Annotated in this window: 28 protein-coding genes and 1 pseudogene; 13 read left to right on the top strand and 16 right to left on the bottom strand. The window is 55.3% G+C overall.

The genetic code is table 11. The features are described from left to right. The first annotated feature begins 227 nt into the window (after positions 1-227). The gene (locus ACXADZ_RS17965; RefSeq protein ID WP_170634624.1) at positions 228-1,487 is read left to right on the top strand and encodes an XRE family transcriptional regulator; all 1,260 of its coding nucleotides are present in this window, start codon (positions 228-230) and stop codon (positions 1,485-1,487) included. Continuing rightward, positions 1,487-1,978: a DUF4411 family protein gene (locus tag ACXADZ_RS17960; RefSeq protein ID WP_170634626.1), complete on the top strand. Its 492-nt coding sequence runs from the start codon at positions 1,487-1,489 to the stop codon at positions 1,976-1,978. Before ACXADZ_RS17965 ends, ACXADZ_RS17960 begins: the two co-directional genes overlap by 1 nt. 295 nt (positions 1,979-2,273) lie before the next feature. On the opposite strand, the gene ACXADZ_RS17955 is transcribed toward ACXADZ_RS17960, so the two are convergent. Then, the gene (locus tag ACXADZ_RS17955; protein ID WP_170417800.1) at positions 2,274-3,185 is read right to left on the bottom strand and encodes a homocysteine S-methyltransferase family protein; all 912 of its coding nucleotides are present in this window, start codon (positions 3,183-3,185) and stop codon (positions 2,274-2,276) included. Between the two features lie 84 nt (positions 3,186-3,269). Here ACXADZ_RS17955 and ACXADZ_RS17950 point away from each other — a divergent pair, with 84 nt between their 5' ends. Then, positions 3,270-3,569, top strand: a complete 300-nt coding sequence (locus ACXADZ_RS17950; protein ID WP_170417797.1) for an MBL fold metallo-hydrolase — start codon at positions 3,270-3,272, stop codon at positions 3,567-3,569. A gap of 482 nt (positions 3,570-4,051) precedes the next feature. Here ACXADZ_RS17950 and ACXADZ_RS17945 read toward each other — a convergent pair whose 3' ends face one another. The 4 genes and pseudogenes from ACXADZ_RS17945 to ACXADZ_RS17930 form a co-directional block, all read right to left on the bottom strand. Next, positions 4,052-5,458 (bottom strand): DUF7986 domain-containing protein, encoded by a 1,407-nt coding sequence (locus tag ACXADZ_RS17945; RefSeq protein WP_174819503.1) that lies wholly within the window; start codon positions 5,456-5,458, stop codon positions 4,052-4,054. Positions 5,459-5,573: 115 nt separating this feature from the next. Next, positions 5,574-5,714: pseudogene (locus ACXADZ_RS17940) on the bottom strand (DUF6429 family protein); the annotation flags it as partial. Positions 5,715-5,869: 155 nt separating this feature from the next. After that, positions 5,870-6,172: an SH3 domain-containing protein gene (locus ACXADZ_RS17935; protein ID WP_152460662.1), complete on the bottom strand. Its 303-nt coding sequence runs from the start codon at positions 6,170-6,172 to the stop codon at positions 5,870-5,872. Between the two features lie 102 nt (positions 6,173-6,274). Next, the gene (locus tag ACXADZ_RS17930) at positions 6,275-6,667 is read right to left on the bottom strand and encodes a GFA family protein (RefSeq protein ID WP_152460663.1); all 393 of its coding nucleotides are present in this window, start codon (positions 6,665-6,667) and stop codon (positions 6,275-6,277) included. 233 nt (positions 6,668-6,900) lie between these two features. Between ACXADZ_RS17930 and ACXADZ_RS17925 the strand changes: the two genes are divergently transcribed. The 10 genes from ACXADZ_RS17925 (at position 6,901) to ACXADZ_RS17880 (ending at position 16,183) form a co-directional block, all read left to right on the top strand. After that, entirely contained in the window at positions 6,901-7,170 is a 270-nt protein-coding gene (locus ACXADZ_RS17925; protein WP_245220702.1) for a WGR domain-containing protein, read from the top strand. Positions 7,171-7,697: 527 nt separating this feature from the next. Beyond that, entirely contained in the window at positions 7,698-8,102 is a 405-nt protein-coding gene (locus ACXADZ_RS17920) for a DUF3768 domain-containing protein (protein ID WP_152460664.1), read from the top strand. A 218-nt stretch (positions 8,103-8,320) separates the two neighbouring features. Beyond that, positions 8,321-10,186: a ParB/RepB/Spo0J family partition protein gene (locus ACXADZ_RS17915; RefSeq protein ID WP_170417794.1), complete on the top strand. Its 1,866-nt coding sequence runs from the start codon at positions 8,321-8,323 to the stop codon at positions 10,184-10,186. Between the two features lie 115 nt (positions 10,187-10,301). After that, a complete protein-coding gene (locus ACXADZ_RS17910) occupies positions 10,302-10,595 on the top strand; it encodes a type II toxin-antitoxin system RelE/ParE family toxin (RefSeq protein ID WP_170417791.1) in 294 nt (97 codons plus the stop codon). A 5-nt stretch (positions 10,596-10,600) separates the two neighbouring features. Then, positions 10,601-10,891 carry an addiction module antidote protein gene (locus ACXADZ_RS17905; RefSeq protein ID WP_152460667.1) on the top strand — a complete coding sequence of 97 codons (291 nt, stop codon included), beginning with the start codon at positions 10,601-10,603 and terminating at the stop codon, positions 10,889-10,891. Positions 10,892-10,913: 22 nt separating this feature from the next. Then, positions 10,914-11,456, top strand: a complete 543-nt coding sequence (locus ACXADZ_RS17900) for a hypothetical protein (RefSeq protein WP_170417788.1) — start codon at positions 10,914-10,916, stop codon at positions 11,454-11,456. Positions 11,457-12,139: 683 nt separating this feature from the next. After that, on the top strand, positions 12,140-12,340 hold the full coding sequence (locus ACXADZ_RS17895) for a hypothetical protein (RefSeq protein WP_170417785.1): 201 nt from the start codon (positions 12,140-12,142) through the stop codon (positions 12,338-12,340). 472 nt (positions 12,341-12,812) lie between these two features. Next, positions 12,813-13,232 carry a hypothetical protein gene (locus ACXADZ_RS17890; RefSeq protein ID WP_475198658.1) on the top strand — a complete coding sequence of 140 codons (420 nt, stop codon included), beginning with the start codon at positions 12,813-12,815 and terminating at the stop codon, positions 13,230-13,232. Then, on the top strand, positions 13,229-15,058 hold the full coding sequence (locus ACXADZ_RS17885) for a relaxase/mobilization nuclease domain-containing protein (RefSeq protein ID WP_267366497.1): 1,830 nt from the start codon (positions 13,229-13,231) through the stop codon (positions 15,056-15,058). Before ACXADZ_RS17890 ends, ACXADZ_RS17885 begins: the two co-directional genes overlap by 4 nt. An 87-nt stretch (positions 15,059-15,145) precedes the next feature. After that, positions 15,146-16,183 carry a hypothetical protein gene (locus ACXADZ_RS17880; RefSeq protein WP_267366499.1) on the top strand — a complete coding sequence of 346 codons (1,038 nt, stop codon included), beginning with the start codon at positions 15,146-15,148 and terminating at the stop codon, positions 16,181-16,183. A gap of 585 nt (positions 16,184-16,768) precedes the next feature. Here ACXADZ_RS17880 and ACXADZ_RS17875 read toward each other — a convergent pair. The 11 genes from ACXADZ_RS17875 to ACXADZ_RS17825 form a co-directional block, all read right to left on the bottom strand. Continuing rightward, a complete protein-coding gene (locus tag ACXADZ_RS17875; protein WP_209251527.1) occupies positions 16,769-17,044 on the bottom strand; it encodes a hypothetical protein in 276 nt (91 codons plus the stop codon). Positions 17,045-17,046: 2 nt separating this feature from the next. Further along, the gene (locus ACXADZ_RS17870) at positions 17,047-17,241 is read right to left on the bottom strand and encodes a YqaE/Pmp3 family membrane protein (protein WP_209251525.1); all 195 of its coding nucleotides are present in this window, start codon (positions 17,239-17,241) and stop codon (positions 17,047-17,049) included. Between the two features lie 205 nt (positions 17,242-17,446). Beyond that, complete coding sequence (locus ACXADZ_RS17865; protein WP_267366667.1) at positions 17,447-19,339, bottom strand: type IV secretory system conjugative DNA transfer family protein; 1,893 nt, start codon at positions 19,337-19,339, stop codon at positions 17,447-17,449. Then, the gene (locus ACXADZ_RS17860) at positions 19,332-19,490 is read right to left on the bottom strand and encodes a hypothetical protein (protein ID WP_267366665.1); all 159 of its coding nucleotides are present in this window, start codon (positions 19,488-19,490) and stop codon (positions 19,332-19,334) included. Before ACXADZ_RS17860 ends, ACXADZ_RS17865 begins: the two co-directional genes overlap by 8 nt. A 12-nt stretch (positions 19,491-19,502) precedes the next feature. Beyond that, the gene (locus ACXADZ_RS17855; RefSeq protein WP_475190799.1) at positions 19,503-20,516 is read right to left on the bottom strand and encodes an ATPase, T2SS/T4P/T4SS family; all 1,014 of its coding nucleotides are present in this window, start codon (positions 20,514-20,516) and stop codon (positions 19,503-19,505) included. Positions 20,517-20,721: 205 nt separating this feature from the next. Beyond that, positions 20,722-21,555: a TraB/TrbI/VirB10 family type IV secretion system protein gene (locus ACXADZ_RS17850; RefSeq protein ID WP_475190796.1), complete on the bottom strand. Its 834-nt coding sequence runs from the start codon at positions 21,553-21,555 to the stop codon at positions 20,722-20,724. A gap of 11 nt (positions 21,556-21,566) precedes the next feature. Next, complete coding sequence (locus ACXADZ_RS17845) at positions 21,567-22,250, bottom strand: hypothetical protein (protein ID WP_475190791.1); 684 nt, start codon at positions 22,248-22,250, stop codon at positions 21,567-21,569. Beyond that, entirely contained in the window at positions 22,250-23,065 is an 816-nt protein-coding gene (locus ACXADZ_RS17840; protein WP_475190786.1) for a TrbG/VirB9 family P-type conjugative transfer protein, read from the bottom strand. The genes ACXADZ_RS17845 and ACXADZ_RS17840 overlap by 1 nt, the downstream gene beginning before the upstream one ends. Continuing rightward, the gene (locus ACXADZ_RS17835) at positions 23,065-23,709 is read right to left on the bottom strand and encodes a VirB8 family type IV secretion system protein (protein WP_475190782.1); all 645 of its coding nucleotides are present in this window, start codon (positions 23,707-23,709) and stop codon (positions 23,065-23,067) included. Before ACXADZ_RS17835 ends, ACXADZ_RS17840 begins: the two co-directional genes overlap by 1 nt. Positions 23,710-23,726: 17 nt before the next feature. Then, positions 23,727-24,791 carry a TrbL/VirB6 family protein gene (locus ACXADZ_RS17830; RefSeq protein WP_475198655.1) on the bottom strand — a complete coding sequence of 355 codons (1,065 nt, stop codon included), beginning with the start codon at positions 24,789-24,791 and terminating at the stop codon, positions 23,727-23,729. Beyond that, positions 24,788-25,153 (bottom strand): hypothetical protein (locus tag ACXADZ_RS17825; protein WP_475198654.1); only part of this gene is annotated, 366 nt, incomplete at its 5' end. The genes ACXADZ_RS17825 and ACXADZ_RS17830, both read right to left, overlap by 4 nt.

The following is a 25,153-nucleotide window of genomic DNA, read 5'->3' as shown; positions in this document are numbered from 1 at the left end:
GCAGCCGTACCGATGTCAGTAAAGCGCAGAAGTGACCTTTGCAAAGTCAGTTTTGACACTCGAAACTCCCTTACAGGCGGCAGAGTGAATTCCCTGGGTCGGCCCCAAAATGCACCTAGCATCGCTAAGCAGACCTCACTGTGATATCTATGCACTATGCGTCGTCTGCAAAGTGTCCTACATCTCAAGTAATCAAAGAACAAATATCCAACGGCGAAGCACGGTTTATGTCCATTAAAGTCAATCCAGATGTCCTGATTTGGGCACGTGAGACCGCTGGTTTCACGCTGGAAGATGCTGCGCGCAAGCTGTTTTCTGATGGAGTCCGTGAGACGGCTGATCAGAAGCTTGAGGCACTTGAAAGTGGCGACAGAGAACCGTCCCGTGCACAACTGAATAGCTTTGCCAAGTTGTACAAAAGACCTTTGCTAGCATTTTACATGGAACAGCCGCCACGCACCGGACGCAGAGGGCAAGATTTTCGTCAAAGTCCGGACAGCCGCACAAAGCGCGAAAATGCTATGTTGGATGCTTTGTTGCGTGATGTGAAGGCTCGGCAAGAGGCCATAAAAGACATCCTCATAGATGACGAGGATTTTTGGGAGCACAAATTTGTAGGATCCGTCAATCTCAAAACGAGTGTTGAGGCCACGGTAAAATCCATTTCCAACGAACTTGAGTTTGACTACACGGATGTGAGCTTGCGCCGCGGTGACCCGGACAAGCTGTTTAAGCGGCTGCGTATGGAAGTGGAAGACATCGGCGTTTTTGTATTGCTGTTGTCCGATCTTGGTTCCCACCACTCCACGATCCCGTCCAGTGTATTCCGCGGCTTTGCAATCGCTGATGATGTCGCCCCATTTATTGTGATTAACGCAAAAGAGGCCAAACCGTCCCGCTCCTTTACACTGATGCACGAACTTGCCCATATTTGGCTTGGAACAACCGGAGTAAGCGGTCAAGCCTCTACTGCCACCCCGACGAACCAATCCGCCAAGATTGAACGGTTTTGTAATGATGTGGCTGGAGAGTTTCTTTTGCCTTCGGCGCACTTCCGCAAGGGTATGCCTGACTTTGACCCTGACGATAGCAATAGTGCGGAGGCAGTGGTTGATAGTATTGCCTATAAGTGGTCTGTCAGTGGTCCGATGGTCGCCTATCAACTCTATAGAACAGGTGACCTAAGTGGCGATGCCTATGGCCGTCTTCGTGGGGTGTACTCGGCACGTTGGCAGGCTGCTCTCAAGAGCCAAAAAGAAAAGATGAAAGATAGCGACGGACCAAACCCGCACGTTGTGAAATCTCACAATCTGGGCAACGCACTATTGGAGGTAGTTTATCGCTCCGTTCGCGGCAATGCGCTTACCTACACAAAAGCTGCAAACCTTTTGGGGTCGAAACCATCTGCGGTAGAACCGCTGTTGAGAAGGTACGAGGCGAAACGAAAAAAGGGTGATCTGTTCTCCAACGCAAGCGGAGCGCATTGATGTACCTAATCGATGCCAACGTGTTGATAACTGCGAAGAACACCTACTACCCTTTAGAACACATTCCCCAATTTTGGGAATGGCTCGTTGTTCAAGGTGATGCTGGTAGAATCAAGATGCCGCGTGAGATTTATGAAGAAGTGTCAGGCGGTAGCGATGACTTGGCCGACTGGATCAAGGGAGAAGACGCAAAGGAAGCGCTACTTTTAGATGAGGATGCAGACCCCGCCTTAGTGCAGCAAGCGCTACGTGACGGGTATCAAAGCGATGACGCCAAATTCACAGATAGCGAACTGATCAAGGTAGGTCGGGACGCTTTCCTTGTTGCTTATGGCCTTGTTAGTAGCAACAGAACAGTTGTGACGAAAGAAGTCACAAAACGAACCAAGCGCCTTGGCGCGACACGACTACCAGATGCATGTGACGACTGCGCTGTGTCTTGGTGTGATGACTTCACGATGTATCGCACTTTGGACTTCAACTTGCGTTGACAGATATGCCCGGTCGGAAAACACAGTTTAAATTCTGGATTGGCGGCACTCTGCTGCTGAACCGCGAAAGTTCTCTTAACTGTCCAATTCTCGGGAAAAGCATCCTGAAAGAGCTCTAACGTCTGCTCAGGCTAAACTATGCAAATGCAGCGAATGTCCGAGAAGCGGGCTGCGACCGCGGCATCGGTATGTGCAGGTGAACGGCAGGAATGGGCCGATCTCCTAACAAGTTGTGGAAAGAAATTACGGGATCACCTTAGATCTCAGCGTTATCGCTCAGATTGAACCAAGTTGGCTATGCTAGTTCGCTGATCATCGATTTCAGATGGCGCATGTCGGTACCGCAGCATCCTCCAAATACTTGGATCGACGGATTCTGCCTCGCAATCGCGGCAATCTGTTTACCAAGTTCAGCTGGATCGCCTTCGTCCAGCTCATCTGCTTCGTCAAGTTCCGCATGCGAGCAACTCGAAGCGTTCGCCACAAGGCCTCTCAGCCGGGGGTGGTTGCCAAGCGCTCCGGCGAAATGGGTAGGGTGAGCGCAGTTGACCATAAAAAACAGCGCCGCCGAGTCGGTTGCTGCGTCGATCTGGTCAATTCCGTCCACAAGTTTGGTCCCGTCTGCCAGGCACCCGTCTGTCTCAACAACCAGAGACATGATGATCGGCAGTTCAGCGTCCCGGGCGGCGAGGATGCATCCCGCTGCCTCGCTTGGGCGGTTGAATGTATAAGCGGTGACCAGATCGAGGCTTGTGTCTTTCAGGCTGTGCATTTGAGCGGCGTGGTATTGACGTGCATCTTCGACGGGTACCGGCGGGATGTCGGCGTAAGGATCATGGCGCGGGCCGATGCAGGCCGACACCAGTACATCATCGCGAGCGGCAGCTTGGCGCACGTCTTCCATTAGACTGACCGCATCTTTGTTTACTTCGGCGAGCCGCTCTGCATCGTACCCCAAGGGCGCTGCCCGGTCGGCGTTCGCCATCCATGTGGGCGCATCAAGGATGCATCCGACATTCATTTCACGGGCCAGATCGACAAGAGCCTGCATTTGACCGGCCAGTATCACCCTGGTGCCAGGTTCTTCCAGCAATGGAAACGACGCGAAACCGGGAAGCTCAATTCCATGATTGAAAATCAGGTCGGTGCCAGTGCCGGCGTAAACCAGAAAGGGCTTGTTACCTTCGAGTGGGAGCTGTCGCGCCATTCTGATCCACGCCTATTGCCGTTACCTCTGCACAAGAAACCTACTTTGTCTCGGGCCTCCTGTGAACCTTAGGACTGCGACAGGGTGTATTCCGTCACTCTGATCCCCACGCCAGGCCAAACACCAGGTCATGTCTCGGTCGAAATCACCAGTGGCGACCGGCGCGCTCTGATTACAGGTGATGCAATCCATACAACCGCCCAGTGCTGGCATCCCGAGTGGCATTTTATGTTTGATTCCGATGCTGAGATGGCCGTGACATCCCGTCGGAAACTGTTGGAAAGCGCCTCGGAAACGGGATGTATTGTGCTGGGAAACCACTTCGCTTTGCCGTCTATTGGTCGGGTGAAGGCGGACAACGACGCGTTTCGCTGGGAGGACTAGCCCAGGTTGTATTTTGATGTGCGCGGGTCTGTTGTGGGATGGCGGCTGACGTGAAAGTTCGACGCGCCGCGCAGCTTACAGGCAATGATCGGCGAAACTAAATCTCGAACCCATTGGGCTATGTCACATTCCCTTGAATTCTTGTTTCACAAGCTTTCTCTCTTCACCATTTTGTGAAAGCCTGAAGCAGTTATGAGTGACAGAGTGTGCAATTTTCAGAAAACAGTGGTTCTTTCTGAACTCCAATCAGCTCTCTTGGACGGAATTTGTGATCACTGCGAGGTGACAAGTTCGGAACTGGCCAAGAGTGGAGAGGTGCTGGAAATATGTGGACAAGAGTACTGTTTCGATTATGAAACCGGTGTGTCCACGGAGACTGAAATTTTGTTGTGCCCCAGCTGTCACGAGGCAAACCATCTGGACGCGCAGCGACAGCATAACCCTTGCCACATCTCTGCAAGACGCAGCCGGGAAAACATGGGTTAGTCGATGGGTTCAGGAGGCGAAGCTTTGGAACGGTTTTTGCAAGAACCATCGCTGGTCCAATTTCGGTAGTCTGACAGACCAAGCTCGTCCCACATCCAGCCGAAATCATACTCAGCCACCGGAGAGCCGGTCTGGCGCGCGCTGCGGTTTTCGATTGTCTTCAGCCAGTCTATGACTTTCTTCCTGCCCGCCGTGCTGCGAACGGCCTGGCGCGGGGTCTTGCCATCCAGGGCAGGAATCGGCTGGTCAAGCGTATCGCGGTAATGCTGTTCGAGATATTCGTGGGCCATCTGACGGGCAAGGGCACGGGGGATGTCCTCTTCTTCTGCCACTCCGTTACTCGTGCTGTCATCCGCCATCATCTGTTCGGCGGTCTGGATTGATGTCAGCGGAGATTTCACCAGGTCGCCCAGGAGGTCCCGGACCAGGGCTTCGCCGCGTTCAGCGCGCGCTGTAGAGCTCACAGAAAGTGTGAGTGTCCGACCTTTCAGATCTAGGGACCCAAGCACGGAGGCCCCTGACATTGATTTGTCCAACACGAGGCCGGTGCCGTGCTTGGTGCCGGACGGGGTGTCGAGGTCAAGCCAGGTCCAATCCTTCTGGCCTGAGATCACGAGTTCTGCGGACTGTGTTAGCTTTTCAGATACCTGGCTTTGCGTCACTTTGCTGGCGAGGGGGAAGCGCATGTCGTGAAAGAGCAGGTTGTCGCCATCGCTGTTGCTGATTTGTGGTGGTTCCGGATCCAGTAGGTTCGGCAGATGTGCGAAGAGCCAGGCATTGGTGAAGAGGGGTGCGGAACGGTGTAGCTGATCCTGTGTCAGCCTCAGTTCAACGTCGGGGTTCAATTTCAACACGGAGCGGAGCCCGTCTTCAAAAAACGCGACGGTGTCGGGGTCGAATGGGAGCAGCGCCCCCGAGATCACGTTATAATCCCCCTGTGCGACAACCCGAGCTGCGATGCGATCCCATCGCTGCAGCATCTGCGTCGCGCTGTGTTCCCGGACGGTAACCGGCTCTGCGTCCGAAAGCATGTTGCGCAAGACCATGGATCTGCCGGGGTCTACCTCGCTCACCTCATAAAGGCTGACCGACGCGTCCCGCAATCCTTTGATATAGGCGCGGGTCTGCGCACTCTCCTTGGAACCGCTCCCTTTCAGATAAGCATCCGCAGCGTTTTCGGCGTCCGCTCCGAATGTCCTGCCCAGCAAATCTTCCAGGCCACCACCCCACAGGACCATCGGCCAATCCTCGCCCAGCAAGTCGCCCAGATCCTCGAACTCAAGATCGAAGGCCTCGAGCGCTGGCAGAAAATGCTCGTCCAACACATCAGCGAGCCGCTCATGCCAAATCTCGTCACGGGTGATAAACCCGATGAGCCCACCAAGATCGTTCCCCGTTGTCATCTTCAGCTTCTCCCTGTTTGCCGGACAGGGGCGATTTAGCGCAGATTGCAACCGCCAGCCAGCCCACACGCGTATGCAGACCTGCGTTACATGGAGGGACTTGTCATGGCGAATGCTATGTCTTTGGCTCCCGCCCAAAAAGCTCTGTGAAAAGCTTTTCGGAGCGGCGCAGGCCTTCATCGGTCAGTACCACCGATTTTGCCTTTCCAACCGGGTCCAGGATCAATCCGTTACGGTGCAGGCGATCAAGCGCTCCCCAGTCAAAGCCTTAGGGCCGTCCTGAACCCAGCGAATTCGGGGATGTTGCGAGCCGCTTCGACGACGGGTGTGAGCCCAACTAGTGGATTCGTCAGGGCGTTTCCGCCGGTATTCTATGATTGCTAAAAGATGGTGGTGCTGATCGCTGTCGTATTAGATTTTCCGCAAATATGCCCAAGAGACGTATCCCTTAAGCTTGCGCGCGCGCTCCAAAGAGACGCGGCACCAACGGGTGCCACCGGTCTGCTCACAGCCGTGAACTCGTAGTGCGGTTCCATTTGGAAGACCAACGATCACATTGAACCCTGTTCCAGGCCCACTGCGCATTTTTAGCATGTCACCGTCTTCGACGCCAAAAACCTCATATGTTCCGAGTGACGCGGCCGCCGCCGGTTTAACGTCCATGACGACCCCCAGGAACAAAGCCATTAGGGGTAAAAAGATTGCATTGCGCATCGCGATGTCCTGCTTATTGCCTCAACGACAATCGTAGCAACTCGGGTCACCAAGAGGAACAACTCCAAGACAGAAATGTAGGTGATACCAAAGCTTCAAACGCTACATTTCTTCCAAATGGTGGGGAACCCTGGCCCAGTTGGGGGCATCTTTCACAAAAACCTTGCTCGTTGGCTTGAAGTTGTTTGGCTCATCCAATGTCCCAGCCGCAATGCTCGTCAATCCGAAGGCTGTCACGCCCCACAGGCCTGATCCGCAGGTGCCACAAAAATGCTTGATGACAGGTCGACCTTCCTTTGAGGTCTTCTCAAAGGTCCGTGGTTTGCCTTTCAGCAGCTGCAGGTCTTCCGACTTTATCATGTACCCGGCATAACCGTCCGTTCCGGTCATCGATAGGCAATCACTGCAAAAACACATGAGTTGCATTACTGCGCTGCCAGTGACCTGGTATCGAACCTCACCGCAAAAACATCCGCCTTCCAAGATTTCAGCCACGTTGCCTTCATCCTTCTATTTCGTTTTGCAAGATATGAGAAAACCGTACCTACTCTGGCCAGTGGTCACAACGGTTCCAGCAGCGGAATGTGGAATGGTGCCAATATGAGCTCCTGTACCTGGATGGGTACGAGGCAAGCATCAGACAGATTGAGTTGTCGAATGTTTTCATCACGGTTCTGAATCCTTGCCAATTGACTGTTCCAGCAAAGTCATTGGACAGACGAGCTTTATTGATCGACAATCGCGTCATGGAGCTGACAGACACCACACCTGTGCACCTGATCCATGTGGACCCTGAGATCAACATGGCGCGGTTCTATGGCATCGAGTTGCAGCCGACGTTGTTTGGGGAGGTTTCAGTGCTTCGTACCTGGGGGCGTATTGGCACGAACGGGCAAGCCATGATGGTGACGTATGATGACGAAGCCCTGGCTAGTGAAGCGCTCCACAATCTCGAAAAGCAAAAGCTCCGTCGAGGGTATGTTCCGGTCGGTGAGTGACTTCGGGCTGCAGTCTGTTTCTGTGGCAAATCCCGAGCCTTTCGGCTCGTGAGCAGGCTCTAGGTTTCAGCCGACGTATCGGCTTCCACCCAGAACACCCCAGAATGATCTCCCTGTCCCAGTAGCCCCTGACCCGTCTCTTGCGAGCCGGGGCAGGGGCTTTGGGTCATGGTCGGTCCATGCCGTGGTGATCTGCCCATTCGGGTGACGGTCCCTTTTGCGCTCACGCAGGATCAGAGATCCTTTGTCCTTTCCTTGTGGGTCAGGCGGGATTTGGACAAGCCAAACGCTACCTTCCGTAAGGGGGAAGGCGCGGCCTCCCCCCTCGGACAAGACAAATAGACAATACCGTGTCCTCGCGCGCCTGCGCTGCGGGCCGCACCACTCTTGTCGATTGGTCCTGTCTCGCCCCTCTCCGCGTTCGCCACGGGGCAGGTTTTAGAGACGACGCCCTTTCAGGGCTCGGCTCAAAACCAGCACCAAAGGGGATCAACCCCAGAGGTCGCACCACAAAAGGAGAGACGGTTTTGGACATTGAAAAGACAAAAGACATCGACACTGACACCAGCCTGCAGGCGGCAGAGATTGCGACCCAGAATGACCTATTTCGGAAAGCGCTGATCGATCCGACTGCGGCAATCGAGATGCATTCTAAGGGAATTCAGGGTCAGGTATTTGTCACGCCCGGCGTGTCAGGTGAAGGGATGGAGTTCCAGACTGCAGCTTTGGCAGCGGTGGCGTCGGATGACCAGTTTGACGAGGGCAATGACCCCTATGGCGATCACACCTTTGGGGCGGTGACAGTCCGTGACCAGAAGCTGTTCTGGAAGATCGATCTTTACGACACGGACTACACGTATGGGTCCGACCGGCCGTTTGACACGTCAGTGACGCGCCGCGTTCTGACCATCATGTGCCCCAGCGAATACTGATCTCAATCCCAAACCGGAAAGGAGGTGAACACCATGAGCAATGAAATCTTGCAGCAACGTATCGCAGAAGCGTGGGCGCTAATCAGGAAGGGCGACAATTTCCACATCGCGCGCCGCTTCCTGATCCAACACGCAGCCATCTAAACGGCTCCGCTCTACCCCGGAAGGGGTAGGGCACCCTTAACACGATCTCAAACACTCAAACAAGGATTTGCCCCATGAGCAAAGTCGAAACATTCACCGCACCGGAAACCATCGAAACCGTATCCCTGTCCGATCTCTACCTGTCTGACATCAACCCACGACAGGAGGTTGGTGAGGAAGGTATTGCACTTCTGGCCGACAGTTTGGTTATGTGTGGCTTGATCCAGAACCTCAGCGGGTTGCGCGATACCGATGGCAAAGTCGCAATCGTTGCCGGTGGTCGCCGCCTACGGGCTCTGAACATCGCCGTGACTGAGCGCGCTGATCTGGCACAGGTTCCCGTTAAGGTCACGGACAATCCCTTCGTGGCTGAGCAATGGGCCAATGCGGAGAACACCGCCCGTGAAGAACTGGACCCTGTGGACGAGGTCCGTGCTTATGGCAAAATGGCCGAGAAATCTCTGTCTATTGCCAAGATCAGCAATGCGTTTGGCGTGACCGAATCCCATGTGCGCCGCCGCCTCGCGCTTGCCAGTCTGCCCGCCGCCGTTCTGGATGCGCTCAAAGCCGGTGAGATCAGCATGGGGCTGGCCAAGGCCATGACCGTCAGCACCGAAGAAGAGAAAATTCTGGAGGTTCTGGAACGGGCCAAAGAATGTCGGTGGTTCAGTGAGCATGATGTCAAACAGGCACTGACGTCGGAGGCTGTTAGCAGCACTAGCCGCAAGGCCGTATTTGTCGGGCAGAAGGCTTATGTTGAGGCGGGCGGCACCGTCACCGCTGATCTGTTTGCCGATGAAACCCTATTCAATGAAGGCGCGTTACTGGATCGTCTGTTTGCCGAGAAACTGGCGGTAGAAGCGGAAAAACTGCGCGACGCGGAAGGCTGGGACTGGGTGGACACCCATGAGGAAAGCTACATTCCCTATGGGTTCTCGGGTACGAAAGACATGCACCGTTTGGACATGGTGAGCCGGGACTTCACCGAAGGACAGGCCGAACGGTATGACGAACTTGCCGAACTCTATGAGGGTGAGGCTCTGGACGCGGATGGTGAAAAGGAGCTGGCCGCGCTTGAGGACTATACGGCGCCGTTCTATTCTGACGCGCAGCGCAAGCTGTCCGGCGTGTTTGTCTATGTCACCAACAATGGCGAGATCAAAACATCCCCGGCCTATGTCGCGGCGGAACATGTTCAGGCTGCCATTGAGGCTGGTGTTCTGGCCCCGGTCAAAGAACCGGAGATCAAGGAAGAACCAAAACCAGTTTATTCGCAGAAGTTCATCGACGACATGGTGGCGATCCGGCTGGCAGCGGTTCAAACGGCCCTGCTGGACAAGCCTGATTATGTGTTGAGCCTGTTTGCTTTCTTTGCCACCCCGGCCTCCGGTCTGAGCAGCAATCTGTTTGGGTTTGGCTATGGTGGTGCCGAGCGGAACACACCCGAGATCGATGACCAGTTCATCCTCGACCCGCGTCTTGGCGGAGAACGGGATGAAGCGGCACAGGCAGCCTATGACCAGTTCCACGAGATTGCCGCACAAGGCAGCGTGGAAGCGTTCAAAGCGTTTCGCGATCTGGGCAAGAAGACCCGCAATGGTGAGATCACGGGTTTTCTGGCCCGGCGGTTTCTGACCCAACGCCCGGAGTTCATGGCGGAGATCGAGGCTGAGATCGAGGCTGACATGCGCGCGATCTGGACCCCTTCGGCTGAAAACTGCTTCAAGCGTCTGAAAGGCTGGCAGCTGGATGATCTCTACAAAGACCTGCTGGACCTGCACATCGACGCCGACATGTTCAAAGCCTTCGCGAAATCCAAAAAGGGTGCCAAGAACGAGGCGCTGCACAAGCTCTTCAATGATCCAGAGCATCAAAAGGCACTGGGCGTGACCGAGGCACAGAAAGCCCGGATCGATGCATGGGTGCCGGATTGCTTCTGAAACTGGCAGGGCAGGGCGCAACGCGCCCTGCTTTTCAGCAATGATTTTTGATTTTAGTTCAATGGTATAGGTTGTTTTGACTTGAAAGGTTGTAGCCTGTAGGCTACATATAGGTATGATAGAAATTCGTAAGACGGACCTGTTCGACAAGTGGCTCAAGGGCCTGAAGGACCAAAGGGCGAGAGCCAGGATCTTGGTTCGCATCACGCGGTTGAGCCTGGGCAATCCCGGTGATGTGAAACCGGTTGGTGAAGGTGTGAGTGAACTGCGTATCTCCGAAGGGAAGGGGTATCGCGTTTACTATGTGTCGCGCGGTGACGTTTTGATCGTTTTGCTGTGCGGGGGAGACAAGTCATCCCAGCAAGCCGACATCAAAACCGCCAAGGCGATGGCAAGAGAGTTGGAGTGAAAAACATGGGTGTCAAAACAACGAAGTTTGAAGCGGCTGACTATCTGGACAGCCCGGAAGCCATTCAAGCCTATCTTGAAGCGGCTTTTGAAACCAGCGACACGGCGCTGATCGCGTCGGCACTTGGCGATGTTGCCAAGGCCAAAGGTATGTCGAGTGTGGCCGACAAATCTGGTCTGTCTCGGGAAAGCCTCTACCGCGCACTTAGCGAAAATGGCAATCCCGAGTTTGGCACGGTGCTGAAAGTGCTGAGCGCTGTGGGTGTGACGCTCACCCCGAAAATGCACGTGAATTAACCCACTTTAAAGGCTATCCACCATGTCCACCGATGCAGCTCCGTCTACGGTTGAAAAAGCCGCCCGCCGCGTCTGGAAATCCGCGCAGATGTTCGTCGGGTTTCATACAGACCAGAAGGGCAAGCCGCGCACACAGCCGAAGCTCTGGCCGCCAAAAAACGGGAGCGCGTCGATCCATGGTGATCCCAGCGCGCAGGAGGCCATCGTGGTCGTCAAAGCCGCTGATCCGGACGAGGTACAGGACGTGCAGATCAAGCTGCACCCAAACCGCATTGTTGTGCGCCGCGATGCAGATGCCTGGTGGCAGGGTGTCGCTGTAGATGAGCATACCGTGACGGTCCGAATGGCCGACAACACGATCATCGAAATCCGCCATGACGGATCGGTGAAGCGGCGCTCGGCAGAGGACGAAACCCATGTTGAAGCAGATGGCAGCATCTTCAAGTTCACGGAATTTGCCGAGGCGCATATGACGGGTGACGGGGTGGAAATGACCCGCCGCACAGAGGATCGCATTGCCACGATCACAGCTGACGGTGTTGTCGATCGCGCGCGCAAGCGTTAGCCTGTAAAGAATACCTCCAGATTTTCCTTTGGTTAAACTCGTGGCCCGCTTCGGTGGGCCTTTTTCTTGGCGTACTCATCACTGTATCTGCCCGTGCGCCGGTCTCGCCCCGCGACAGCGCTTGAGAGAGTTCTTGCGGATTACCGGGGCGTCCTACCGAACCCGCCAATCCAAATTGAGTCCGGCTGTTTACCTGATCCGCACAAGCACGGACCAGGGCCGGACCGTCCGGTCTTTGGCCTCCGCCAGTTGGATAGGGCGGTTTGCACCGTCCGTCATTCTTCATCCTTTGCGACGACGGTCATACCGACCCAGAAGGGCAACCCCCAACTTAGAACTGAGCGCCGCGCCTGTGTCGGATCGAGGTGATGTTGCCGCCATCAAAGACATCGTTTTGTTCAGATGTTCCGCGCGCAGCGATCCCAGAAAGCCTTGCCTTTCACCAGGTCTGACAGTTTCAAGTACGTTGCCGGAGAAGATCCTCGGCTGCGGTGTTTCTGAAGGGATGAACATAAGCGGGCAGTCGGGGAAGACGCGCGGCGCCCGGGCCGGGCGCCGCGCTTCAACAAGGAATGTCCCCTGCGCCTGCGGCGCATTCCGCGCGGATCAAATTCCCTGCTGACATCCCCTTGATGCCCGCTTTTCCCTTGTTCATCGAAACACGCCATAGCGAGGATCAAACAATGGCAACTCAAACTCTGAAACTGAGCGTCAAGACCGGTGAAAAAGAAGGCAAGACATTCTGGGATCGATGCGGGGTGCTCTTCGTCAATACCGATGAGACCGGCACCATCACCTCGATCCAGGTCAAGCACAGCATGTTCCCTGGCGTTGAGATGGTGGCCTTCCCGAAGCGCACCGATGACGATCCCGTCACCGAATGACGGGAGGGCAGGGCGGCGCAAGCCGCCCTTTCTTCTGCTCCGGCCGCAGGCCGGACCACATATGCGCCACAGGTGGCGCGCGGTCCTAAGACCGGGCAGGGGTGCCGACCTGCCCCAATGCGGCAGCAGACAACCCTGCCACACCCGCCGCGAAAGCGGCGGGACATTGAGCGCGCTGAGGCGCGCGGAAAATGCCATACTGACCTTGAACGTGCCGGTATGTGACGGGCGCTGTTCGGGCAGCTCCCGCTTTGCGTGATTGCCCTGCGCCGGTCCACCGGCACCCACGCCTGCTGGCTGGAAAAGGGGCAGGACCCTTTTCCCGGCGTGGAGATTGCCTCCAAGAGCAAAACTGTTCCGGGGGCAATTTGAGAAAATACGGATTTCTAAAATCACCCCCGGTTTCCTCTTGGAGAGTATGACAGGATAAGGTAGTTGTGTTACAAATTAAAAATGCAACCAGAGGTATACATTGAGCAAGCCCGCCGACACCACCGTCTTTTCCGTGCGTTTGCCTTCGGATGCACTGGAGCGTTTGGAAGCGGCTGTGACCGTGCTGGGAGCCAAGAGCCGCAATCAGATCATCCAGCGTCTGATCTATCGACTGATTGGGTATCTCGACCCTGACCCCGCTGTTGTGGATCTTTGGCAGAAGCATTTGCGGCAGGTTCAGGGTGGATACACCAACCTCAACCAACTCGCGAAATCTTCCAAACGCGGCACGGTGATCTGGACGGATGACGACCGCCGCGACGTCGAAAACCTCCATCGCGCGATCATCCAGCACCGGCAAGACCTGAAGGCGATGATCACAGCGGCCCGCCGAAACCGTGAGCCGGAATTTGCCATTCGCCGGATCTTGCGTGATGACGATTGGGATGCCGCCGCATGAACGCTGCAACCCACGATCTGACAGCAGGTGACTTCTTAGAGCTTGCGTTTCGCGAAGCTCAGAAGGGTGTCGATCGTTCCAAGCAGATCAATCAGCAGTTGCAGACCGCCAAGCGCATGAAGTTCATGGTTTCGCGGGCATCATCCATCAAGGCGCGGCTGGGTGCCGTGGTGGGAAAGCCCGAGGCGGTTGTAAAGCACGTCCGCAAAGGTGGTGTGAAAAACGCGCACGAGCTGCGCCGCCAGATCAACTATCTGACCGTCAGGGCAGAGGGCGTGTTGGACATCCGAGACAATGGCGTGACCCCGCTCGATGCGGATCAGGTCAGTGATTTGATCGAGACCTGGGCCGAGGATTTCAACGGGAAAACCAACTACGGTTACACCCGTCACATGATCGTTTCTTTTCCCGAAGGCACCTATCCGGACGCCGCTCATGAGGCCGGTTTAGAGTTCGCAGATCGGCTATTTGGCAGCGGTGATTTTGGCGATACCTGGGACTACCTGACAGTGTTCCATAACGACACTGACAACCCCCATGTCCACATCGTTGTGAACAACCGAGGCGTCGAACATGGGCAGTGGTTGGCTATGGGTATGAGCAGCGAAATGAACATCGACGTTCAGCGCTCAATCCAGGTCGAGGTTGCTGAGGAATACGGAATTGAGCTGACCGCAACGACCCGCCTCGAGCGCGGATTGCGGCAGGAAGTCGAGACCGATACGTGGAAAGTTCAGGCCGGAATGTCGGTTGTTGAAAGTACCCCGGAAGTCGAAGTTACGGCCCGCGACATGGCCGCCGATGTGATGACTCTATCCATCGCAAGAATGTCGGATCTGTTTGATGAGCGCGCCAACGCCGTCAAAGACCGGATCGAAGAGTTTGCCATCATGCTCGTTGAAGGAGAGGAACCTATGGTATCGAGAATGGAACATCTACTAGACCAAGCCCATCATTTTGATGATTACGGTGAGCCGGGAGACCCGTCTTATGTGTCCCCCGAAGTCATGAGCAACTTGCGGCGACACATCGAATTAGGCGGTTCTGAGGAAACAATCGCGCCCGAGCTGAAGGCTCAGGTTGTTGCACATATCAGCGACGTTCGGGACAACGAACAGAGCCATCCGTATCTGTCTGCCCTTGCTGATATTGTCGATGACAAGGAGTTCCAGGCGTCCGCTGATTATGCCCCGGCAGCACGCCGCTACGAGGTCTATATGCAGGACACCTTGGGCGAGGGTGCCTATGAGGACTTCCAGTCTCAGACCAAAGAATTGCTGCAATCAATCGACAAGATGGAAGGTCTTGCCCGTGAGGTTGACGACCCAAATCTGCGTGTCGCAATGGACATTCAGATTGGCGAGCTGAAGGGCGACGTTGCGGATCTGCGCACCAACGATCCTGACCTTCAAGCCTTCATCATCGAGGACCGCCGCTACTCAACGCTGATGGATACCGCCGAAATGGATACCCTCGACTATCCAGAGGCCGAACAGTGGGCGGAGATCCGCAAGGATGTCACCGACACGGCCAGCAGCTACGGCCTCGATGGTGAGGCGTTTGTTGCCCGCTTTGGCGACCACCAAAACGTCACTTTGGGCACAACAATGGGATGGCGCAGCGACGATATTTCGACCGCAGCGGCTCACTTCCAGGTTCAAGGATTGTCGGACAGCCACGACCGCGCGGAGGCCGTTGTTGACGAACTGCACCAGCTTGCTTCTTCCAGGATCATCGCAATCTCAGAAGAACTCTCAGAGGTTCACGCCCACGCAACGCACCCGCTCTTGCAAGGGCGGTGCGACGATGACGGACACAGCCTATAAGGAGTTCACCCTGTCTGCCTGATGAGCGCGCCAACGCCCCAGGCAGATCCATCACAGAGTTTTCCATCAACTCGCAAAGGAAAAACTATGGTTTCGCGTACAGACTATCTTTTGAACGAAGTCGAACACTTCGCACCCTATTCCCAATTTGATCAATCCGCCCTGCGCGAGGATCGCGTTTCTGAGCAGATCGACATCATCAAGAAAGAACAGCAGGCGATGGGCTTTGATCGTGCCGCCATCGCTTCAAAGAGCTTCGACATCGAGGACCAGGCCAGCCGCCGTGTCGACGAACATACGGCGCAAAAAGATCTGGTCGAAGAACTGAAAATCGAATTGGAGGCTGCGGAGCGGTCAGGGGAGCCGGTTGATCTGAACGATATGCAGGCTTTGGTTTCTCAGCACATGAACGATGCTCAAGAATACGACCTGTATCATCCCTACTATTCGTCCCTTGCCGATCTGTCCGGCGACAAAGGTTTTCAGGATTCCGACGACTACCAGTCGCCCGGTGATCGCTATGTTCAGTATATGCAATCCGCTCTGGGGCAGGCCGGTTTCGAGAACTACGAACAGCAGACCAAGGACATTGTGAACTCCATCGAGAACATGGAGGCACTTGCGCGAGAGGTCGAAGATCCGCATTTGCGTGCCGCAATGGACGTCCAGATCGGAGAGCTGAAGGGCGATGTTGCCGAGCTACGCCCATACGATACCGACCTGCAAGCGTACACTGTTGATGACGACAGATACACCACATCCATGAATGCGGCCGAGTTGGACAACCTGGACCCGTCCGAGGCCGAAAAATGGCTGGCATTGCGTGACGACATTGTTGCAACCGCCAACAGCTTCGGACTCGATGGAAACAAGTTCCTGGCCCGCTACAACGATCATGACAGCGTTTCAGCCGGCACAACGGCGACTTGGCGCGACGCGGACATTTCCACCGCTGCTGCCCACTTTAACCGCCAAGGCGTTCCGGACAGCTACGAGCGCGCCGAGGCCGTTGTCGGTGAGCTGCACCAGGTCTCATCCAGCAAGATTGCCGCCGTTGTTCGGGAAATTGTCCATACCCGCGAGCAGGCCATTCTCATCCATGAAGATGATGGTCACAGCCTTTGACGACGGAAGACATAATAGATGATTGTTCGCATTCTGATCTTGCTCGCCGCCGCCGCTGGAACTTGGTACGCAATCAATATGCACACAGAAAAGCGCCTCTCTACTGAGTGGCGGCTTGCGGTAGTGAAATGTGTTGTCGGGAACAGTGAGATTGCTGAATTGGAACAATGCGTGGTCCGGGTCGCCCGCCCATCGGCTGATACTTCTGGTGCAGGAGGCTAATGATGTTGGCGGCAAACCAAAACGATTGTGGAGCGCATTCAACTGTACATCTTGCGGCGATGATGGGGCACAATAACCCGCCCCCTGAAAAGGTCATAAAACCGCAACCTGACAGTGTATTCGGGCTTCGGGCTGCATGGCTCAGGTTTGCGGAACAGAGGGAAATAGTCCGTCTTGCAAAGCTGCACGGGCGGATTAAGCGAAAAGAAGAAGCTCTGAAGAGACTACGAGCCGAACGCACCACAATCATGAATTGGTGTATCCGGCGAATGCGCCGAGCTTCTGGCAAGAACTGAGTGCGATACATCGCAAATGAAAAAGCCGCCCTAGGGCGGCTTTTCTTTGTTTGGGGTGGTCAACAAATCAGGGAAGCCAGGTTGCACCGGTTTTGTCAGAAACAGCGAATAACTGCAGCTCTACTGTTCTCTGCCGTTCAGGGTCCACCTTATTGAATGCCGCTCTGAGCAGGGGCATACCGCCCTTCTCAATGATTTTCGTCACAGCTTTGTTCACAACAGACGAACCTACTAGCTTCTTTTTTTCATCCGTTTCAGCGTCCATCATCTGAGCGCCCCGGTTGATTTCTGCGATTTGAGGTTTGATTTCTTCGAGTAGCTGGTCCAGCTCGATTTGATCCATTCCTATGCCCTATCCTTAGTCGCGGCTTTGATCTTTTTGTCAGTATTGTACTGGCTGAGCGAATACACGGCCCAAATGGCCGCTGGTATCCAGCCAATCAGCGTCAGTTGCAGGAGCAGGCAGAAAAAGCCCTGAAATGGCCTTCTGATCGTGAAAAACACCACAAACGGAAGCAGTATCGCCAGTATCAATCTCATCAAAAGTCATCCTGTCATTTGTGTTATGTGGAACCGTCGCGGACTCGAACCACGAACATGACTACCCGAGTTTGATTTCCCTCGCCCGTGGGCTTATCTCTCTCAAGACACCTAATGATGGCGGGTGGGCACCACTCTACCGTTGAAATACGTTCCCACATAACGGTTCCACTTAAAGCAGAGATTTACTGAAACAGCACCCCCGTCAAGCGGAGGCACTGCTTTCAGGCCGTTTGGCTCTCATTTTCTCCATCGCGATGTCTTTCGCTGACCGGCTTTTCCGCTTTGCGACCGTGCGCTGCGCATCAAATGCCGCCTGAAGCTCCTGATCTTTTTCCGAAACCTCTCTCGCCGGGGCAGGGGCCGGTTTCGCTTCAGCCAGCGCCTTTGCCGTGTCCCTGGCTTGGTCTGCAGCCAGATCGAGGTGGGTGCCCTTGATCTTCGGACTATCGCCACCCAAGAACTGCATGAAATACGGATCTTCGAAGTATCGGATCTTGTTTGCAATCACCGGCATCTTGCCTTCGCGGATAAGCACAACCTCATTTTCAGGCAATCGGCCAACGTGTTCCGGCCGGAGCAGGCGAATGCCTTCCTCGCGTTCCGATATGCTGCCCATTTCCATTTTGCCGAGCGCCCGAGACTTCGATTTGCTCAATACGGTTTTGTCACCGATGGACCTGGACACGTGTTCGCGTACCTCTGAATCCTCAGAGGCTGCGAACATCTGCGTCCCGGCGTTTGCCAGCATCGCCCGCACACCTTCATGCCCATAAATGTCCTGCAGGCGCGACAGCGTTTGCGAAATCACGATGATCCGGCCACCGAACGATCGCATGGTGTCATACGCTTCAACGACGCGCTCAAGATGGCCGAGGCGCTGAAACTCATCGAGCAGCATCAAAACCTTGAACGGCTCATCTTCGCCCGGCTCAACGGTTTCGATGGTGTTCACCAGATCGAGGAAGAACAGGCGAATGAGCGTCCGGAACTCTTTGACCTTCTTCCCTGGTACAGAAAAGTAGATCGAGGTAGGGCGCCGACGCAGATCCTCAAAGTTGATGTCATTGCCCTGCGTGGCTCTTGCCACTGACGGGTTACGCCAGAGCTGAAGGCCGGAGTTGTTCATAACCGAAATCGTTGACCGCAAGATTTTGGATTCTTCGGCTGCAAGATTCAGAAACTCATCTGCAGCTCGCGCATATCCAACTTCTTCAGCCATTTTCTCATAGTCCTTTTGCTTGGTCGTTTTGACCAGGCGCAGGACTTCGGAAATGTATGGCCGCTTTCTTTTGATCGCCAACATCGCCATTGCGCAGAACATGCCCTCGACACCACCCATAAAGCCCTGTGCGGACGAGCTAGGCGTGTCGAACATCTGGGTTGCAACCTGAATCACTTCTTCCCATCGCCGATCCAGATTGTCGGCACGTGCTGCACGGCGCAGAGGGTTGTAGCTGTGGCTTTTGTCGGGGTTCTCGGGGTCGAACACAAACACCTCGTCGCCCATTGCTGCCCGACGCGCACCCGTGGTCTGGAAAATCTCACCCTTGATGTCCAGGACGACGCAAGAACCATTGAAACGCAGAACATTTGGGATCACAAAACCGCTGGTTTTACCCGAACCAGACGGGGCAATGAACATCGCGTGTGGCTTTTGAACGCCGGGACCGGGCTTATAGTAGATTGCGTTTTTGTCCTTTGGCTCACCAAATTTGGCAAACACGATTTCACTATCCAATTGGTCTTTGAGCTTCAGCACCGAAGCATAGCCCTCCTGGACGAGCTGAGGGGCCTTTGCAAAGGTCGCATCACCGTATTTCGTTGAGGGACCACGCAGCGCAGCCGCCACAAATGCAAAGGTCAAAACACCCACTGCGACCACCGCCACCAGACCCATGATCTGCTGCGTCTCTGCAGGCTGTGCCATGAACTTCTCTGGGATCGCCCAGATGTCCAGCCCGCGAAAGCCTCTGGTGTTGATGTATTCGAGCGCCAGCCCGATCACCAACACCGCGCAAGCCGAGGTAGCGATAAAGCCCATTGTACCGGCTATCGCTACCTTCTTGCCTTTGGGTAGATCCTGAAACTCAGCCATCGACCAGCTCGCGTTTGAAGAAGCACACGATGCCAAATTCAGCACGTGCGACACCAACCATTTCCCAACCTTCTTTGCCCAGCTTTGCGAATTTCTCGCTGGCGTCGTCGCGTTCCGAAAAAGGCACGTCTCGATACTCGAATTGCTTCATCTTTGTACTCCTTCAGATAAGTTGTTCAGCGGTCATCAGCGGCGGAAAAATCACGCCGTTGACCTTCCGTTCGTCCCCGATTTTCTTCATGTGAACGATCATGTGAATGGTCGCTCGGATGTCATCGACCACCTCTGACTTTTGGACGGTCGGAGATCCGCGCCGCACCATTTTACTCATCCGTCCAATGGCATCGACGGGCGAGTTGGCGTGCATGGTGCAGACAGATCCATCGTGGCCGGTATTCACCAGTTCCAGGAACATATTCGCGTCGTCGCCCCGGATTTCACCGCAGACGAGGCGGTCAGGCCGTAACCGCAGCGCCGATTCCAGCAGCTTTGTTGGTGATCGAGGGCCATCTTCTTCGGAACGGTCGGCAAGCAGATCGACAGCATTGGGTTGCTCGATGTCCAACTCGGCCACTTCTTCAATCGTCACGATCCGTTCGCCCGGATCGACGCGCTTCAGCATTGCATTGAGAACGGTGGTTTTGCCAGACGACGTGCCCCCCGCAATGATCACGTTCCATTTGCTAAGCATCGCAAGATCGGCCAGCTCGTCAAAGCTCATCGTGCCTGCTGCAAGGGCAGCACGGGCATTTTCGAGTGCACTGTGATCGTTGCTTTCCGCCAATGCGGCCTCTTTGCTGGCGAAGCTGAACGCGCCTAGATCGACAGTTTTCACGCGCAGGAGACGGATCGCAACGGACCCCACGCCGGTTGTTGCTGGCGGAATCACGACCTGCACCCGCGCTTTACCCTGCTGTGTCGGCACGTTGGCCGTCGCAATCGGCTTCTTTTCTCCGAATGTTACATCGCTGAAACCGGCCACGCAGCGCCCGATGTTTGCTACATCGTCTCTGTTCAGAGTGATGTCTGTCCTGGTCATGTGCGTTGTGCCCATTTCTTCGACCCAGACTGCACCATCAGGGTTTACAGAAATTTCGCTCAAGCTTTCGTCGTGCAACAGATGCGCGATCTTGCCTGTATAGTATTCCAGAAGACTATTACCGTTCCGCCCGCTCATGTTCTTGTCCTTGGTAGAGCACTTTTTGGAACAGTGGAGGTTGCCTTCGCGGCCTCTCGGCTTTGCCTCGAACGCGAACGCACCTACACAAGATTCATTGATTCCAAAAAGTGCTGAATTTGCTCCAAAAAAGGCCGCTACCGCATTTGAATGTGCAGGGAGCGGCCGGAAGGGCCGCTGAGGCGGTCGGCTCATTGGCTCGCGCTCAGAAGCTATCAAACAAAACGTCGCGCTGCAGGATCGCATTGATGCGACTGCCCTGATCGACAAAGATTGTCGGAGTAATGCGCAGGTATTCATCAAGCGCCGCTGCCGTGGCGTTCTGCAGGTTAGACCCCACTTGCGTTGCCAAATCCGTGCGAACCGAGTTGTTGCTATCGCTGTCAGACACCAACGCCACCGGCGCAATGCCGATGATGGACAACAGCGCAGCAGTTCCGAACCGCTTCCCAAAGTGTGTATTCACCCTGCCGGTCGCACCAGTCCGGCCTTGACCATCCGTACCAGCCGAACCGATCTGAGCGGACAGGCCATCAGGTGTAATGACACGGCTCCAAACAATCATGATGCGCGTTTGCGCCAATGTCGTATCCGCTCGATACTCGCCATAAAGCTTCGATCCACGCGGCAGAAGCAAACGAGTGCCGTCCATCGAGTAGACGCCACGTGTGATCGTCGCCACGACGCTACCGGGCAGTTCCGAGCTGACCGCGCCACCGAACACAGCCGATAAAACCGTGCCTTGCGTTAAGGTGCGCGACGGATCGTCAATGATCGCGGCCCCGACGATGGGGGGATATTCTTCAACCAGATTGTTTTGCCATGTCGTGTTTTGGTTTTCCTGATAGCCGCGTTGTTCTTCAGGCAGGCGGGTGTCGTCTGGCTGGACTTGAACCGGCTGCGGGGCAGCAGGGAAGGGTTGGAAAATGACCGGCTGCGATCCACCATTGATCGGCTGGTAGTTTTGACCGGGTGCTTCCTGTGCCATCGCGCTTGACGCCAACGTGACCAGGGCGAGGGTGATTGCTGTTCTGTTCATCGTCAGCTCCATTAGTTTCTGCCGTATGGGTTTTCATCGAACACGATGCCGTCTGACTGGTTTTGGCGCTCGCGCATCCGCTTGAGTTCTTCAAGCCTGCGCCGCTCATCATCAGTCAGACCCGTAGTCTGTAAGTGGCTCACGCTGGCAAGCGCCCGGGCCTCTGCATCTGCGATGGCCTGGGCAAGTTCCGTCTGGAACTTCTTCTCTCGCTCATCATATCTGACCTGAAGGCGTTCGTTGGTCAGGGTCAGCGTTGCGATTTCACCGTCTTTTTCCGACAGCGAAACTTTGGCATCCGTCAGCTCATCTTGCAGATCGGAAATCCGGCCATTTTGTTGCTCGATTGTTTTCAAGGCTTTATCAAACCCAATGAATTCAACCGGCTGTGGAGTTGAGTCGGGCGTTGCCACCGCAATTTCCTCGGGCAAAGCCTCTGGTTCCGGCTCATCGGCCTCTGGTCCCCGTGCGGTCAAAAGCCCGTATCGCTCGCCACCACCTTGTTGCAAAGCGTCAACGCGGACACCCGTGTTCGTGCTTTTGTTTTCATCGCCCATGACATACCATACAAAGCCCAGGAACACCGCTCCTGCGATTGCAACGGTCATCAGCTTCTTAGGGTCGAACTTCTTCCGGACACGTTGCGACGGCTGTTCAGCCGCCGCCCGTGCCGCAATTGTCTGATCGCGGTTCATTACTTGCTGCCCCCCGGTTTAACTGTCTGTGAAGTGACGGGCCGACCGCTCACACTTGCCTGCTGAAACTCGTCGCCATCGTTTCGAACACAGATCGAAGTGTCCTCGATGCGCAGTGTCCAAAGATCGGAAAGGCCCTGCACCTGGATAATGCCGCGCTCTTTGACTGTGGTGTTCACCATCAGCTCACGTCCATCCGGCAGGACACGGAAGATACCCGGCAGCTCCGCATCTTGTGGGATCTGCATATAGGTGTGAACGCCATCGTCCCAAACGGCGGTAGGCGCAAACTCCGCTTTGCCCGAGCGCGAGTAGTTTTGGTTGACGAAGCGGCCTGTTGGTTTCGGCTCGCTACGTGCCACCGTGCCACGGCGCGTTGTGGTCCCGCCGCTGTTGTTCTTGTTATAGAACGTGACCCGGAACGGTACTCGTTTACGTTCGGCGGCGCTCTCGGCCGGAACCAGATAGAAGTTGTATGTCCCGCGATTGGTCAGCACGGTCAGGTTCGAATCCGAGTTCAGGATTTCCGGCTTGAACGCAATAACACGACCTTCCTGCAGGCGGGTGATCTGAAAACTTTCCGTGTCGCCCGCACCAATGCTGCGGACGGTTTCGCCCTGCGGAAAGTGAACATATGTAATCAGGCGTTCACCCACAGGGATGCGGTACACCTGGTTCTCGACGTAATGAAAATGCGTGATGCGGTGATCCGCGTTTTTTCCGTCTGGCGTCGGTGTGATTTCAGCGAGTAGAGGCGTAGAGAATGCCAAAACTGCTGCTGCGGTGGCGGTGAGTGTTTTGAAAGAACGCTGCATCAGATGTCTCCCATTGCGTCTACGCGGTAGTTGGTGACGACGAAGCCGAATGGATTTTCCAGAAGCTCATCCATCGATGTCACGATTTTTTCCTCAAACCCGTAAGTCACTGTGACCACGTAGCGGGCTGAGGCCGTTGCCTGGTTTGGCACGATCAGGGACTTGCGGATCTCGACCTGCACCGTCTCATCGTTGACCGGCGACACGCCCAGAATTTCGGTCTGCACCTTTGTTTTGGGCGTATAGATTTCGTCCGGATGGTTGTCGTTCGACCCATCCCACAGTTCGCGGTAAGACGTTTCGGCCAGCTCATCAGAACGACGCAGTACCGATTTCAGGCGATCGTTGTTGTCCTGGACATCATAGGTTTCCCGGTCGCGCACATAATTTGCGACTTCCCGGAAGGCCATCGCCTCAGAAGGTTCCAGTTCTTCGACCTTTTCAGTCAGCAGCACCGGCAGTTTTGTGTCCGGATCAATGGAGAATGGCACCGCGCGGATTTCCTTCAAGGGAAGGAGCAGCGCCCAGCCGATTATAGAGGCCACGCCCATTGCCATACCAGCCATGCCGAACACCTGCCATTTGAAGGCATCGCGGCGTGCGCCCAGAAAGAGTTCTTTTTCGTGATCTGTCACGTGTGACATTTGCTCTGTCCCTCGGATTAAGATGATTTTTGTTGCGGTTTTTCTCGGGCCGCCCGAATGCTCTGCCGATAACGATCAGCTGCGTAGCTCTGGCGCGCCGCTCCATCCTGATTGCGGGCTCTGTGTGCAATGTCCCGACGCGCCTGCATGGCACGCGATGCACTGTCTCGCATTCCGGTCCCGTCGCGTGCTGCGGAGGCCATCGCAGCGGCCGTTTTGCCCCCAGCAACTGTGTTGCGCCCAGCACCAGCAGCCGTGCCCAATGCACTTCTTGCGGCAGCGACGGCACCAGTTGCCACGGCAAGACCCGAGGACGCCGACACGATTGCACCCGACATTCCCCCAGCGAGCGACGGGATCTGCGTGAGCATGACAATAGCCACGATGCAGATTGCCAGAAAACGCCCGCTCGCTTCCATGTCATTAACATCAGACAAGGAACCAAGCTCCGAAGCGAAAAGCGCCTGAATAAGAGAAACGATGCCTGTAAGAACGACGATGACCATGATCAGGCCAACGGTCGTTTTCGCCCAGGCTGCGAAGATATTGGCTGTTGCCGAGCTGAGCAGCGTTGCGATGAAAACTGGCGCTAGACCCAGCAACACCGCCAGACCGCCTTTTGCAATGAGTGCCATGCCAGTGCCAAAGGCAACGATGACGGCACCAACAACCCAGAGAATAGCCCCGGTGATGCTCAGGCCCCAAGTCGCGTTTTCAATGGCCTGCTGGCCCATCAAGAAACACTGAAGCGCAATCTCATCCAACGCTTGCCATACATTAGTGGTTCCAGTGAGTGCCCCGGCAATACTGTCCGGCAAGGTTTGGACGCCTTGATAGATTGGTTGGAAAAAGGACCAGCTCGACGCCATTCCGATGATTATCGTCGCCCGAATGATCCAGCCTACATAACCACCAAACCCAATTTCTCTGATCTGAAGTACGCCGTTGATCAGCATCGCTACAAAGATCAGCGCAGCAATAGCCCAGAGGGCGGATGCGAGATCCGCCGCAAGGCTGGTGTATGCTTGCTGAGAAAAGTTGCTGATTGCTGATTTAATCGAGCTGACGAAATCCTGAATCACGGCCCACAAGCCTCCTCAATTACAGGGCGCAGCGCTTCCAAGCGTTCTTGCTGCGTTTCTTTGAGCGATTTGAGTTCGCTGGATGGCTTCGACCAGAAATCGCCTTGGTCTGCGCCCACCAACTCGATTGCAGCTTCGCGGCTGAGATTGCCGAGCGGGCATTCAGTGCTGAATGCTTCATCGGCTTTGCGCAGTCGGCATTGCTCAATGGCAAATTCATGAGCAGCTATCACTTGCTCATTCAGAATGGCATCGGTCCAGTTGCCAACGACATACTGTTGATCCGAGCCCTGACCAGCGTTAGCGAGCTGTTCAACCCCGTATTCCTTCAGGGGTTTTTTGAACGCTCGCACGCCCGAGTA

Source organism: Ruegeria sp. ABM4_193 (genome assembly GCF_056158705.1).
The sequence above is the reverse complement of the archived record's forward strand: the minus strand, read 5'-3'. Positions and strand labels throughout refer to the sequence as shown.